The sequence below is a fragment of the uncultured Escherichia sp. genome, from assembly GCF_948475835.1.
In the GTDB taxonomy this organism is placed as follows: domain Bacteria; phylum Pseudomonadota; class Gammaproteobacteria; order Enterobacterales; family Enterobacteriaceae; genus ECMA0423.
Genome location: NZ_CAOLGM010000006.1, coordinates 55,573 through 70,561, shown reverse-complemented (window position 1 = coordinate 70,561; position 14,989 = coordinate 55,573). Strand labels below are relative to the sequence as shown.

The following is a 14,989-nucleotide window of genomic DNA, read 5'->3' as shown; positions in this document are numbered from 1 at the left end:
CTTCAACAACGATGACTACGCTATTGCTTGCTGCGTAAGCCCGATGATCGTTGGTAAACAAATGCAGTTCTTCGGTGCGCGTGCAAACCTGGCGAAAACCATGCTGTACGCAATCAACGGCGGCGTTGACGAAAAACTGAAAATGCAGGTTGGTCCGAAGTCTGAACCGATCAAAGGCGATGTCCTGAACTATGATGAAGTGATGGAGCGCATGGATCACTTCATGGACTGGCTGGCTAAACAGTACATCACTGCACTGAACATCATCCACTACATGCACGACAAGTACAGCTACGAAGCCTCTCTGATGGCGCTGCACGACCGTGACGTTATCCGCACCATGGCGTGTGGTATCGCTGGTCTGTCCGTTGCTGCTGACTCCCTGTCTGCAATCAAATATGCGAAAGTTAAACCGATTCGTGACGAAGACGGTCTGGCTATCGACTTCGAAATCGAAGGCGAATACCCGCAGTTTGGTAACAATGATCCGCGTGTAGATGACCTGGCTGTTGACCTGGTAGAACGTTTCATGAAGAAAATTCAGAAACTGCACACCTACCGTGACGCTATCCCGACTCAGTCTGTTCTGACCATCACTTCTAACGTTGTGTATGGTAAGAAAACTGGTAACACCCCAGACGGTCGTCGTGCTGGCGCGCCGTTCGGACCGGGTGCTAACCCGATGCACGGTCGTGACCAGAAAGGTGCTGTAGCGTCTCTGACTTCCGTTGCTAAACTACCGTTTGCTTACGCTAAAGATGGTATCTCCTACACCTTCTCTATCGTTCCGAACGCACTGGGTAAAGACGACGAAGTTCGTAAGACCAACCTGGCTGGTCTGATGGATGGTTACTTCCACCACGAAGCATCCATCGAAGGTGGTCAGCACCTGAACGTTAACGTGATGAACCGTGAAATGCTGCTCGACGCGATGGAAAACCCGGAAAAATATCCGCAGCTGACCATCCGTGTATCTGGCTACGCAGTACGTTTCAACTCGCTGACTAAAGAACAGCAGCAGGACGTTATTACTCGTACCTTCACTCAATCTATGTAATTAGATTTGACTGAAATCGTACAGTAAAAAGCGTACAATAAAGGCTCCACGAAAGTGGGGCCTTTTTTAGCACGAGAGCCTTTTTTGTCAGCTATCTATACTTTAAGGTGACTGCCAAAACAGACTCGACGTAGCCTTCGAGCTGCGCACCAACACGGCCTCAGATGGGCCACATCTGGAGAAACACCGCAATGTCAGTTATTGGTCGCATTCACTCCTTTGAATCCTGTGGAACCGTAGACGGCCCAGGTATTCGCTTTATCACCTTTTTCCAGGGCTGCCTGATGCGCTGCCTGTATTGTCATAACCGCGACACCTGGGACACGCATGGCGGTAAAGAAGTTACCGTTGAAGATTTGATGAAGGAAGTGGTGACCTATCGCCACTTTATGAACGCTTCCGGCGGCGGCGTTACCGCATCCGGCGGTGAAGCAATCCTGCAAGCTGAGTTTGTTCGTGACTGGTTCCGCGCCTGCAAAAAAGAAGGCATTCATACCTGTCTGGACACCAACGGTTTTGTTCGTCGTTACGATCCGGTGATTGATGAACTGCTGGAAGTTACCGACCTGGTAATGCTCGATCTCAAACAGATGAACGACGAGATCCACCAAAATCTGGTTGGAGTTTCCAACCACCGCACGCTGGAGTTCGCCAAATATCTGGCGAATAAAAATGTGAAGGTGTGGATCCGCTACGTTGTTGTCCCAGGCTGGTCTGACGATGACGATTCAGCGCATCGCCTCGGTGAATTTACCCGTGATATGGGTAACGTTGAGAAAATCGAACTTCTCCCCTACCACGAACTGGGCAAACACAAATGGGTGGCAATGGGTGAAGAGTACAAACTCGACGGTGTTAAACCACCGAAGAAAGAGACCATGGAACGCGTGAAAGGCATTCTTGAGCAGTACGGTCATAAGGTAATGTTCTAATTTCCCCGTAAAGCGGCAACTTTATTGAGTTGCCGCTTTTTTATTCCGCGCTTCATTCTGCTACAGCGTTTTTAACACATCTTATAGTACATCTACCATATCCCGTACCTGAGATAATAACGACTGATAATAGCTCGCGTGAAGTTCTTCCCCATCGAATACCACTGTATTACACAAGAAAGTGACATCGGCATCTTCAATACCAAGATAACTGCACATATTTTTTAAATAATCGCTTATATTTTTTTCCCAGCCCATCTGGACAAATGATTCTTTGTCTCCTCCAACCAGCGCCACCCAACGAACTTTATTGAATGGTAATTTGTGCCCATCTCCATAAGCCAGCCCATTATTCCATACTCTGTCAATATATCCTTTTAGCATTGCCGGGAAGCTGTACCACCAGAGAGGAAAAACCACCACTAACGTGTCATGCTCAAGCAGCTCTGAATAAAGCTGATGAACCTCTGGAGAATAACGTTTATCCATATTCTTCCAGTCTGGTTCATCTTCCGACGTCATCACCGGGTTGAAATTACGCCGATATAAATCGAGTTCCGTCACCTGTATTTTCCGCTCCATTGCCCGCTGATGGATCGCATCAGCAATATGTGCGGTCAATGAATCATGACGAGGATGGGCCCATACCAAATAAATACGTTCAGACTGCATAATTTTACCTCCACGTTAAGTTCTGGAGCGCACTTTACGCAGGCGGCATAATCCTGTAAACGTGATGATTCAGGATGAGTTAATGAAGGATTTTCACTAATGCGGATGAATATGTCTGACTTTGCCACTTTCTTTGCCGTGGCCCGTAATCAAAGCTTTCGTGCAGCGGGCGATGAATTAGGCTTATCCTCGTCCGCCATTAGCCATAGTATTAAAACACTGGAACAACGTCTTAAAATTCGCTTATTCAATCGGACAACCCGAAGCGTATCGTTAACGGAAGCGGGTTCTAATCTCTATGAACGATTGCGCCCAGCTTTCGACGAAATTCAGATCATGTTAGATGAGATGAATGATTTTCGTCTGACACCGACAGGAACGCTCAAAATCAATGCCGCCCGGGTAGCTGCACGTATATTTTTAATGCCTTTACTGGTTGGTTTCACACGTGAATATCCTGATATTAAAGTCGAGCTCACAACTGACGACTCTCTTGTCGATATCGTCCAACAGGGCTTTGACGCTGGCGTTCGACTTAGTGGCATCGTCGAAAAAGATATGATCAGCGTGGCGATCGGCCCGCCAGTGAAATTATGTGTAGCAGCAACGCCAGAGTACTTTGCAAGATATGGCAAACCCCGCCATCCTCATGATCTGCTTAATCATCAATGTGTTGTTTTTCGTTATCCCAGCGGCAAACCTTTCCACTGGCAATTTGCAAAGGAGCTGGAAATTGCTGTCGCAGGAAATATCATTCTGGATGATGTTGATGCTGAACTGGAGGCCGTTTTGATGGGTGCTGGTATCGGGTATCTGCTCTATGAACAGATCAAGGAGTACCTTGATACTGGTCGTTTAGAATGTGTACTGGAAGACTGGAGCACAGAGCGTCCAGGCTTCCAGATCTATTATCCAAACCGCCAGTATATGTCCTGCGGCTTGCGCGCATTTCTCGATTATGTAAAAACGGGTCAGATCTGCCAGAGTCAGCGTCACCGACCACAATAATTATTTACTATTCGCTTTACGCGCCAGCAGCGGGAATATCAGTCCTAATCCTACCAGCACAAACGGCGTTGCAACATTCAGCGCCAACTGGAAGGTCCACTCTGCAGTGAAGGCTTCCATTTTCGGGAAGATCCCCGTCAAACAGGCAAAGGCGGTAAAGGCAAAACACCAAATCCCGACGGTCATTGCCAGAGGCTTATTACGAATAAAGACATATTCTGGTTTATATTTCTGCGCCAGGCGAACGACTGCAATAAATGCAACAAATACCCATAAATAACGCAGCGGCATCACTACCGAGTTAAGATTCAACAGCCATTTATAGAGATTGTTCATATCACCGATGCCGAGAGTCGGCAGCATAATCAGAATTGCCACCAGCACCAGGGTCAGAAAATAGCCATTAACGGGCGTACCAGAAGCGTTGGTACGACATAAACTGGCTGGAATATATTTGCTGTCAGCATCACCTAATAGCACTTTAAGCGGGGCATCAATCGAGAATACCAGCGCAGCTACTTGTCCCAGGGTATTCGCAATGGCGTAAATCACCATTAAAGTATTACCCATGTTGTAATACTCGCCCAGCTTCTGAAAGGCGTAATATTGACCGTTAGTCATTAAGTCATCCGGGATATTACGCGAGTCAAACATCATCCCCATCGCCAGTGAGCCCAGAATGGCACAAACCGCAACCATCACCGCCAGGCATAGCATCCCTTTTGGAAATTCTTTTCCTGGGTTGCGCGTTTGATTAACGTAAGGAGAAATCTTCTCTGCTCCGCCAACCGCGAAAACCAGCATTGAAATAGTGGTAATGTAGGTAAAGTCGATATGAGGAATGAACGTTTCCCAGGTAATGTTTGTGGTCGCAATATGCACTTCAGTAATCGCAGGCGCGGTTACCGCCATCGCCACATACAGGAGCGACATAACAAACATCGCAATCCCTGCCACAGAACCGACGATTTTCAGCGATTTCATACCGCGTGAAGCAACCCACATAAAGAAGATAAACAGCACCAGCGTTAACCCCTGTAACGCTACGACTGAATATTCTTTGATTAGCGAACCGTCGCCTTTCATCGCCCAACCGAGCGCAATCAGAATTGCCTGGGGTTTTTGTGCCAGATAGGGAATATGCACCACCCAGTAGGTCCACGCGGCGAGATAAGCCAGTCCGGGTCCCATCGTGTGTTTAATCCAGGTACTGACCCCGCCCTTCCCATCTTTGAAGGTCGAGCCTAACTGACCAACAATTAGCGCATAAGGTGTGAAATAGAGTGCAAAGATAAACACCCATGAAAAAACAACCACCAGCCCCTGGTTGGCATAGTTATTAACAACGTTGCCAAAACCCCAGACAGTGATAAAAGACATCAGCGCAATGTTGTACCATCGCAACTGTTTTTCCTGAACATTCCCAGCCATAGACAAATCCTTCGCCAAAATTAAAGGGGCATCTGTAAAACGAGGGATTATGCGCGGCAAATAAGAAGTGCGGAAATAGCGAAATGCAAAATTATAGCCTGCTGCACATTTTATTTTTAAACGAATAAAATTTGGAATAAAGCAAGTCAGATAGAAGAAACAAAAAAGCAGAGTGTGAAACAGTAAGTTCACACTCTGCTTGAATTCATTTACACGTGAGCAACGGGTTTCGGCGTATGACCGGCGTTGCGCAGCAGCATCAGCAAATAGATAAACGATACGCTGGCGATCATGATAAACAATAAATTATCGGAGAAATTCTGCATTAGCATAGCGGTAAATGACGGGCCAAGCAGACTTCCCACGGTATAGCTCAACAGTAAGGCCTGGTTCATCGCCACCAGTTGATGATGTTCAACTTTCTCACAAGCCCAGGCCATCGCCACCGGATATAGCGTAAAGCCAGCGGCACCGAGGATGAATAACGCAGGGGCCATCGCCGCCTGGCTAAGCATCGCGATACTGCCGAGAATGACGACAAAGACCTGAACACGCAACACCAGCAGTCGACCAAACTTATCCGCCAGACGTCCAATCGGCCATTGTCCGAGGATACCCGCACTGACCAGTACCGCCATCCAGAAACCAATACTGGCATTGCTCACCCCTTTGTGATTGAGGTACAACGGCATCAGGCCATATAGAGATCCCAGAACGATTCCTGAGATAATGCAGCCATTCACGCCAAGCCGCGCCTGACGGAGTTTTAGCATTGCCGTAATTGACGTCGAATCATGGTTTTCAGCCTGCTGATTCAGCACACGCGTAAACAACAGCGGTAAGATCCCTGCCAATGTCAAACCTGTAACCCACGGCAATACGCTCATCAGCTCGGTTGAGACCTTGCTGACCAGTAACTGGCCTAAAAACGTTCCCACGTAATAAACCATCATGTATGCAGCAAGCAAACGCCCACGGTTACGTGACGTCCCACTGCACATCAGCGCGCTCTCAACAACCACCCAAATCATGGCACAGCCGACGCCAGCGACAAAACGCCACGCCAACCAGCTCCAGAAACCAATCATCAGGCCAAGGCCGGCACAGCCAGCGGCAAAAATGAAGGAGGCCAGATAATAGCTGCGGTTAAAGCCAATGCGTTTAATGACATACCCTGTCAGCAATGTACCGACAAGGTTGCCGGTAAAATAGGATGAGCTGACAACGCCTACCTGCCATGTGGACATGTGTTCCTGGGCGAGCCAAAGCGGCACGAGTGTATTTAACACCGCGATCGCCAGAGTCAACAAAAGCAGGCCAGACAGCAAAAGCATGACAGGCCGGGTATACGTGGACATGAATTAAAACCGTGAGGAAGTTCAAATTTCATGCGCATCATGCCACCGCCAAAAACATTGTCAATGGGTGAAAATACGCGCATATCGCAGCGGCGGTATTATCGATTTATATTACTCATTCATAACGCTAATGCTGAAGAGATGATTAATCTCATCTGATTGTTTTTATTGATCTAACACAAATTTCATACGCTTCGTTCAGTCGAAAAATTTCATGGTCACAGCAAACTCATATTTCCCGTCTATGCTTTCAGAGCAATGCATCACGTCTGACCGATTTCAGACGTACCACTGACTCTCGAAAGGAGAAGAGGATGACCAAACCGTATGTTCGTCTTGATAAAAATGATGCTGCCGTTTTGCTTGTTGATCATCAGGCTGGTTTACTTTCCCTTGTACGGGATATCGAACCCGATAAGTTTAAAAATAACGTGCTGGCGCTGGGTGACCTGGCTAAGTATTTCAACTTACCTACTATTCTTACCACCAGTTTTGAAACCGGTCCTAACGGTCCATTAGTTCCAGAACTGAAAGCACAATTCCCCGATGCACCTTACATTGCTCGCCCGGGAAATATTAACGCCTGGGATAACGAAGATTTTGTAAAAGCAGTCAAAGCGACAGGTAAAAAACAGTTAATTATTGCCGGTGTGGTAACCGAAGTTTGCGTGGCATTCCCGGCGCTTTCAGCCATTGAAGAAGGGTTTGATGTCTTTGTTGTGACTGACGCGTCAGGGACCTTTAATGAAATTACCCGGCATTCGGCATGGGATCGCATGTCGCAAGCAGGTGCGCAATTGATGACATGGTTCGGCGTGGCGTGCGAGCTGCACCGTGACTGGCGTAATGATATTGAAGGACTGGCGACGTTGTTCTCTAACCATATTCCTGATTATCGTAATTTGATGACCAGTTATGACACGTTAACGAAGCAGAAATAAAAGAGAACCGGGGCCGAAACCCCGGTTGTTACTGATTAGCTTGCGACGGCCATCCCCACGGTCATATGCAAACCATAGAATACGCCGCGACCGATTAATTCCCCTGCCAGAAGCAGAATGAATGAGACGGATAGTAGCGGAACCGCAGGCTGATAACCTTTTAGCTGTGGTGCAATCCACAAGCACAGGGCAACGGCCAAAAGCACGATCCGCCAGGACATCAGCGCACCATAGTCCGGCACCAGCGCTGCGGCCTGCTGCACAGAACTATGAATAGTTGCCAGCTCTGTGCCCTGCATCACTGACATCACACCACTCACCACCAGTGCCAGTACAGAAATGGCTGGCAGCAGACGCATCGCCCAGCCATCGACGCCAGCCAGACTCAGCAACAGGTAACCCAGTAACGGGCCGCCCATGAACATCGTCAGGAAGAAGCCCATCGGCGTCCAGATGCTGTACCAGGTCGGAACGGTATCAATGCTGTTATACACACGCACCATCATCCAGACAAAGACGACGCCAAGAACCATCGTCACCACCAGCCATAGCGTACGCAATGCCGGTGACAGCTTTTTCAGCATTGCCAGCAACCAGCCGATGCCGCCTACAGCAAAAAAGATCGAACCGCTGGCGATTTCGTTACTGAGTGCTGAAGCCCCTACCCGGTTGAGCGAGTTAAAAGCGCGCATTGGTGAACCAAGATGGAGCATAGAGGCGATAAAGCCAATGCCCATCAGCACCCATAAACCAAACATGCAGGCGATAACACGCTGCTGGGCTTCTGCTCGCAGGTCGCCTTTGAGCAGCGCCAAAGCCAGAACGATAAAACCACCTGCTACACATTGCCCGAAGACCGTGAAGATCATCAGCGGCCATTCATGCCATCCACTTCCCATCTCACACCTCCTTCGGGTTTGCCAGATAGCCAGTGGTATCCCCGGTCGGGCGGCTATTGGCATTGGGTTTGATCACAATATTCGGTTTGGTAAAGTGAGCTCGCGGCAACGGCGCAACGGCCGCCAGATCGCCATGTTTTTTACGCAGCTCGTCGATAGGGCCGAAATCCAGCGCCCGCAGCGGACAAGATTCAACACAGATCGGCTTTTTACCCTCCGCAACACGGTCATAACAACCATCGCATTTGGTCATATGGCCTTTCGTTTCGTTATATTGCGGTGCGCCATACGGGCAAGCCATATGGCAGTAGCGGCAGCCAATGCACACATCTTCATCGACCACAACAAAACCATCTTCACGTTTATGCATCGCACCGCTCGGGCAGACTTTAGTACAAGCCGGATCTTCGCAGTGGTTACATGAAATCGACAGATAGTAGGCAAACACGTTCTGGTGCCAGACACCGTTATCTTCCTGCCAGTCGCCGCCAGCATATTCATAAATGCGGCGGAAGCTGACTTCTGGCGTCAAATCTTTGTAGTCTTTACAGGCCAGCTCGCAGGTTTTGCAACCGGTGCAACGGCTGGAATCAATAAAAAATCCATACTGGGTTGTCATCGGTTACTCCTTACACCTTTTCAACCTGAACAAGGTTTGTATGTGACGGATTCCCCTTAGCGAGAGGAGACGGACGTTGAGTGGTCAGTACGTTAATACAACCGCCCTTATCGACACGTTTTGCATCCGGGTCATACCAGGCACCTTCACCCAGTGCGACCACACCCGGCATCATTCGTGGCGTCACTTTCGCCTCAATATGAACTTCACCACGATCGTTAAAGATCCTGACTTTATCGCCGTTGTTGATACCGCGTTTTTGCGCATCAAGCGGGTTGATCCACATTTCCTGACGGCAAGCCGCTTTCAGCACATCAACGTTGCCGTAAGTTGAGTGAACGCGAGATTTATAGTGGAAACCCGTAAGCTGCAGCGGATACTGTTTGTTCAGCGGATCCTGATAACTTTCAAAGCCCGGCGTGTAGATCGGCAGTGGATCGATCACATCGCCTTCTGGCAATTCCCAGGTAGCGGCAATGTCAGCCAGCGCCTGCGAATAAATCTCAATTTTGCCCGATGGCGTAGTCAGTGGGTTTGCCTGCGGATCTTCACGGAAGGCTTTATAAGCAACGTGATGCCCTTGTGGGTCGCGCTTTTTAAAGATCCCCTGCTTGCGGAACTCTTCAAACGTTGGCAGTTCAGGAATCGCTTCCCGCGACTGGGCATACAGATGCCGCATCCACTCTTCCTGTGTACGGCCTTCAGTAAACTGTTGCTCAACGCCAAGACGTTTTGCCAGTTCGCTGGTCATTTCATAGATGGTCTTACATTCAAAGCGCGGTTTAATCACCTGATCGTTGAAAATCACGTAAGACATATTCCCGCAGGATGCATCCAGTGCAAAGTCCATCTGTTCGGAAGCGGTGCAGTCAGGCAGCAGGATGTCAGCATATTTCGCCGATGAGGTCATGTGGCAGTCGATAACCACAATCAGCTCGCACTTCTTATCATCCTGAAGGATTTCATGGGTACGGTTGATTTCAGAATGCTGGTTAATCAGGCAGTTACCGGCATAGTTCCAGATCATTTTGATCGGCACATCCAGCTTATCTTTCCCGCGTACACCATCACGCAGCGCTGTCATTTCCGGGCCACGTTCAATGGCATCGGTCCACATAAACATCGAAATGCTGGTCTGGATCGGGTTTTCCAAGGTCGGCATACGGACAAACGGTAAGCTGTATGAACCTTCACGCGCGCCGCTGTTGCCTCCGTTAATACCGACGTTACCGGTCAGAATCGCCAGCATCGAGATAGCGCGAGTCGCGATTTCACCGTTGGCGTGGCGCTGTGGCCCCCATCCCTGGCTGATAAACGCCGGTTTGGTACTGCCGATTTCCCGTGCCAGTTGAATGATTTTCTCTGCCGGGATACCGGTGATTTGCGAGGCCCATTGCGGTGTTTTAGCCACGCCATCTGGCCCTTCACCCAGAATATAAGCTTTATAGTGGCCATTTTTCGGCGCGCTAGCGGGCAGGGTTTTCTCATCGTAGCCAACGCAATATTTATCAAGGAATGCCTGATCCACCAGGTTTTCGGTGATCATGACATACGCCAGACCGTTAACCAGTGCGGCATCTGTTCCTGGACGAATAGGGATCCACTCATCTTCGCGCCCGGCACCGGTGTCGGTATAGCGCGGATCGATGATGATCATGCGGGCATTAGATTTCTGGCGTGCCTGTTCAAGATAGTAAGTCACCCCACCGCCACTCATTCGCGTTTCGCCTGGGTTATTACCAAACAGCACTACCAATTTACTGTTTTCGATATCCGACGGGCTGTTACCATCTGCCCAGCCGCCGTAGGTATAGTTCAAACCTTCCGCAATTTGCGCAGAAGAGTAGTCACCGTAATGGTTAAGATAACCGCCGCAGCAGTTCATCAGGCGCGCGACCAGGGTATTTCCCGGCGGCCAGGAGCGGGTCATGGTGCCGCCCAGCGTACCGGTGCCATAGTTCAGATAGATAGACTCGTTGCCGTACTCTTTGATCAGGCGCTGCATATTGGTCGCGATGATGTCGTAGGCTTCTTCCCAGCTAATGCGCTCGAATTTGCCTTCACCGCGCGCCCCGACTCGTTTCATCGGATATTTCAGGCGGTCCGGATTGTAGACACGGCGACGCATGGAACGCCCACGCAGACAGGCGCGAACCTGGTGCAGGCCGTCGTAATTGTCATCGCCGGTATTGTCCGTTTCGACATATTTGATTTCACCGTCCACGACGTGCATACGTAGCGGGCAGCGACTACCACAGTTAACTGTACAGGCGCTCCAGATAACCTTTTCGTCTGATTTTGTTGGAATGGCGCTATCGACAGCGTGCGCAATCCGACTAAAAGGTAATGTTAATGCGCTGCTGGCCATTGCCAGGCCGCCGATCGCTGTCGTTTTTACCAAACCACGGCGACTCACCTCAGCAGCCAATACCGCATCAGGGATTTTCGTTTTCATAATGGCTCACTCAAGCTTGCTCACGATTGATTCCAGTAACAAACCGTATTGTGTAATTATTTCTATAGCAGTTCGCTATATAGGCTTGTATACATCGAATAATTTGAAAATCAAAGAGATAGGTAGATTTTCACTCGAAAGTAGTATTACGTGTAAGTGAGGAGTAATTATTGTTCGGTATCAAAGGGAGACAAAAAAAGCGCCCGCAGGCGCTTTTTAGATTCAGAAAAATTGGGTATTAGCCAATATATTCCAGTCCGTTCATATACGGACGCAGAACTTCTGGTACTTCAATACGACCATCAGCCTGCTGATAGTTTTCCATAACCGCAACCAGCGTACGACCAACAGCCAGACCAGAACCGTTCAGGGTATGAACCAGACGGGTTTTCTTGTCCGACTTGCTGCGACAACGTGCCTGCATACGACGTGCCTGGAAATCCCAAACGTTGGAGCAGGAAGAGATCTCACGGTAGGTGTTCTGTGCCGGGATCCATACTTCCAGGTCGTAAGTTTTGCAAGCGCCAAAGCCCATGTCGCCAGTGCAAAGGATGATTTTACGGTACGGCAGGCCCAGCAACTGCAGGACTTTTTCTGCATGACCAGTCATCTCTTCCAGCGCCGCCATTGAGTCTTCCGGGCGCACGATCTGCACCATTTCAACTTTGTCGAACTGGTGCATACGGATCAGACCACGGGTGTCACGACCATATGAACCGGCTTCAGAACGGAAGCATGGGGTGTGGGCGGTCATCTTAATTGGCAGATCATCTTCATCGATGATTTCACCGCGCACCAGGTTAGTCAGCGGAACTTCTGCCGTTGGGATCAGCGCATAGTTACTGGTGTCTGCTTCTTCTTCCAGCGGACGAGTATGGAACAGATCGCCAGCAAATTTCGGCAGCTGACCCGTACCGTACAGCGTGTCCTGGTTAACCAGGTACGGAACATAGTTCTCACTGTAGCCATGCTGTTCGGTATGCAGATCCAGCATAAACTGCGACAGTGCGCGGTGCATGCGAGCAATCTGCCCTTTCATTACCACAAAGCGGGAACCGGTCAGCTTAACTGCGGCTGCAAAGTCGAGGCCAGAGTGCATTTCACCCAGCGTCACATGGTCACGAACTTCAAAGTCAAACTCACGCGGGGTGCCCCAGCGGCTGACTTCGACGTTGTCATTTTCGTCTTTACCTACCGGCACTTCATCTGCAGGCAGGTTAGGGATGGTCAGCGCGATATCGCGAATTTCAGCCTGTAAAGCATCCAGCTCGGCTTTTGCTGCATCCAGCTCTTCGCCCAGTTTGTTCACTTCCAGACGTAAAGGCTCGATATCTTCCCCGCGCGCTTTCGCCTGGCCAATGGATTTCGATCGGGAGTTACGCTCCGCTTGCAGGTTTTCCGTTTTGACCTGCAATACTTTACGACGCTCTTCAAGAGCGCCCAGCTTATCTACATCCAGCTTAAAGCCCCGGCGTGCCAGTTTTTCAGCGACTGCGTCTGGCTCATTACGCAGCAGATTGGGATCGAGCATGCTTATCCTGTGCTTATCGAATTAAATGGGAGATGTGGCCACAGCCTGCGACCACAGGGATACAGTAACAACATTACCGCAACGATAACATTAACGGTAGCGTTTTATGGGGCTATTTTGATCCTGTTCAGCCAGCCAGGCGAGCTTTTCGCCAATCTTGCCTTCAAGGCCCCTGTTTGTCGGGAAATAATAGCGTGTTTGTGCTATTTCCGGCGGGAAGTAAACCTCACCGGCAGCATAAGCGTTTGCTTCATCATGAGCGTAACGATATTCCTGCCCGTAGCCCATTTCCTTCATTAATTTCGTCGGCGCATTACGCAAATGAACCGGCACGTCATAATCCGGAAGTTCGCGAGCATCCGCCAGCGCGGCTTTAAACGCAGTGTAGACAGCGTTGCTTTTTGGCGCGCAGGCCAGGTAAACAATCGCCTGAGCAATGGCGCGTTCACCTTCCGCCGGGCCAACGCGAGTAAAGCAATCCCAGGCCGCAATTGCCACCTGCATCGCCCGTGGGTCGGCATTGCCGACATCTTCGGAAGCAATTGCCAGGCAACGACGCGCGACATATAACGGATCGCCACCGGCGGTAATAATTCGCGCATACCAGTAGAGCGCCGCATCGGGTGCGCTACCACGTACCGACTTATGCAGTGCGGAAATCAGATCGTAAAAGCGATCGCCTTTGTTATCAAAGCGGGCGCTACGTTCACCTGCGATTTCGGTCAGTAATTCAGGCTTCAGGACCCGCTTACCGCTATCATCGACTTCGGCCATATCCGCCATCATTTCCAGCGTATTTAACGCCCGGCGCGCGTCGCCATTCACCAGTTCAGCAATGGCGCGTCGTGTTTCATCTGGCAGAACAATATCCTGACCACCATAGCCACGGGTTTTGTCTTCCATCGCCTGAGTTAGTACTTGCTCAATATCCTCTGTACTCAGGGATTTCAATAGATAGACACGGGCACGGGAAAGCAGTGCCGAATTAAGCTCAAACGACGGGTTTTCAGTGGTTGCGCCAATAAAAGTGATGGTGCCGTCTTCAATATGTGGCAGAAATGCATCCTGCTGGCTTTTGTTGAAACGGTGAACTTCATCAACAAAAAGAATAGTGCGGCGACCTGCATTGCGATTTTGCCGGGCGCGCTCGATCGCCTCGCGAATTTCTTTCACGCCAGAGGTGACGGCAGAAATACGTTCCACATCAGCGTTCGCATAGCGGGCAATCACTTCAGCGAGGGTTGTTTTGCCGGTACCCGGTGGCCCCCAGAGGATCATAGAATGTAAATGCCCGGCTTCGATAGCGCGCGGCAACGGCTTCCCCGCAGCCAGCAAATGTTGCTGGCCGATATACTGTGCTAAATTTTCTGGCCGCATACGCGCGGCCAGAGGTTGAAAAGTATTATCCGAAAAATCGAGCGACAGATTGCTCACTCAGGTGCCTCTACTTACGTTGATCATCTACCGTGACGCCTTGCGGCGGGGTGAAGGTAAATTTCGCTGCATCCACAGCCCCATTTTGCTGGGATTTCAGTTGATAACTGCTGCGCTGATCGTCCTGCTCCACCGCGCTAAACTGATGGATTGTGCCATCACGTCCCACGTTAATGGTGAACTGCTTCAGATTGCCATTGCTGGCTTTCGGCGTCAGGACAAAGTCATCGCCATTCTGTTTGATATTGTACTGCTGCCAGTCGCTGGACTGGTTGCGGGCAATCAGCATAAACGGCGTATTACCGGTGGCATCTTTCAGCCAGGTTGCCGTAGCTTGCTCAACGAACGGGTTATAGAACCACAGTGTTTTACCGTCAGAAACCAGAATACTTTCATCAGGTTGTGTCATATGCCAGTTGAATAAGTTTGGACGTTTCACCCACAGATCGCCCTGACCTTCCTGCACCGCCGCGCCGCTACCGTCAGTCACTTTTTGTGTGAAGCTGGCGTGGAAGCTGCTGACTTTATCCAGGCGGCTTTTCAGATCGCTTGCGGCATCAGCCCAAACGCTGCTTGCTACTAAGCTTGAGAGTAATGCACAGGTGATGGCAATTTTTTTCATCATTATTCCTCAAATTACGTCACTCCCGAT

General features: G+C 49.9%; 13 protein-coding genes. 4 read left to right on the top strand and 9 right to left on the bottom strand.

What is annotated here, in order from left to right; translation table 11 throughout:
- Nucleotides 1–1,057: pyruvate formate lyase family protein (locus QZF50_RS02605; protein ID WP_290388818.1), on the top strand; the 1,057-nt coding region annotated here is incomplete at its 5' end.
- Nucleotides 1,058–1,248: 191 nt separating this feature from the next.
- Complete coding sequence (gene pflA, locus QZF50_RS02600) at nt 1,249–1,989, top strand: pyruvate formate lyase 1-activating protein (protein WP_000111043.1); 741 nt, start codon at nt 1,249–1,251, stop codon at nt 1,987–1,989.
- An 81-nt stretch (nt 1,990–2,070) separates the two neighbouring features.
- Here pflA and QZF50_RS02595 read toward each other — a convergent pair whose 3' ends face one another.
- Complete coding sequence (locus QZF50_RS02595; RefSeq protein WP_061892233.1) at nt 2,071–2,661, bottom strand: NAD(P)H oxidoreductase; 591 nt, start codon at nt 2,659–2,661, stop codon at nt 2,071–2,073.
- Nucleotides 2,662–2,760: 99 nt separating this feature from the next.
- On the opposite strand from QZF50_RS02595, the gene QZF50_RS02590 reads away from it, so the two are divergent.
- Nucleotides 2,761–3,669 carry a LysR family transcriptional regulator gene (locus QZF50_RS02590; protein WP_001242675.1) on the top strand — a complete coding sequence of 303 codons (909 nt, stop codon included), beginning with the start codon at nt 2,761–2,763 and terminating at the stop codon, nt 3,667–3,669.
- On the opposite strand, the gene QZF50_RS02585 is transcribed toward QZF50_RS02590, so the two are convergent.
- Together QZF50_RS02585 and QZF50_RS02580 are read right to left on the bottom strand one after the other, a co-directional pair.
- Entirely contained in the window at nt 3,670–5,100 is a 1,431-nt protein-coding gene (locus QZF50_RS02585) for an amino acid permease (protein WP_000918506.1), read from the bottom strand.
- Between the two features lie 209 nt (nt 5,101–5,309).
- Nucleotides 5,310–6,458, bottom strand: coding sequence for an MFS transporter (locus tag QZF50_RS02580; RefSeq protein ID WP_000109289.1), 1,149 nt, complete (start codon nt 6,456–6,458; stop codon nt 5,310–5,312).
- Between the two features lie 314 nt (nt 6,459–6,772).
- On the opposite strand from QZF50_RS02580, the gene ycaC reads away from it, so the two are divergent.
- A complete protein-coding gene (ycaC, locus tag QZF50_RS02575) occupies nt 6,773–7,399 on the top strand; it encodes an isochorismate family cysteine hydrolase YcaC (RefSeq protein WP_000165876.1) in 627 nt (208 codons plus the stop codon).
- A 35-nt stretch (nt 7,400–7,434) separates the two neighbouring features.
- Here ycaC and dmsC read toward each other — a convergent pair whose 3' ends face one another.
- From dmsC to lolA, 6 genes are all read right to left on the bottom strand, one after another.
- Complete coding sequence (gene dmsC, locus QZF50_RS02570) at nt 7,435–8,298, bottom strand: dimethyl sulfoxide reductase anchor subunit DmsC (protein ID WP_000534648.1); 864 nt, start codon at nt 8,296–8,298, stop codon at nt 7,435–7,437.
- A gap of 1 nt (nt 8,299) precedes the next feature.
- A complete protein-coding gene (dmsB, locus tag QZF50_RS02565; protein WP_000213098.1) occupies nt 8,300–8,917 on the bottom strand; it encodes a dimethylsulfoxide reductase iron-sulfur subunit DmsB in 618 nt (205 codons plus the stop codon).
- Nucleotides 8,918–8,927: 10 nt separating this feature from the next.
- On the bottom strand, nt 8,928–11,372 hold the full coding sequence (dmsA, locus tag QZF50_RS02560; protein WP_000850313.1) for a dimethylsulfoxide reductase subunit A: 2,445 nt from the start codon (nt 11,370–11,372) through the stop codon (nt 8,928–8,930).
- A 238-nt stretch (nt 11,373–11,610) separates the two neighbouring features.
- Nucleotides 11,611–12,903, bottom strand: coding sequence for a serine--tRNA ligase (gene serS / locus QZF50_RS02555; protein ID WP_000886683.1), 1,293 nt, complete (start codon nt 12,901–12,903; stop codon nt 11,611–11,613).
- Between the two features lie 90 nt (nt 12,904–12,993).
- Nucleotides 12,994–14,337, bottom strand: coding sequence for a replication-associated recombination protein RarA (rarA, locus tag QZF50_RS02550; protein ID WP_000067751.1), 1,344 nt, complete (start codon nt 14,335–14,337; stop codon nt 12,994–12,996).
- Nucleotides 14,338–14,347: 10 nt separating this feature from the next.
- Nucleotides 14,348–14,959, bottom strand: coding sequence for an outer membrane lipoprotein chaperone LolA (lolA, locus tag QZF50_RS02545; RefSeq protein ID WP_001295343.1), 612 nt, complete (start codon nt 14,957–14,959; stop codon nt 14,348–14,350).
- Nucleotides 14,960–14,989: the final 30 nt, after the last annotated feature.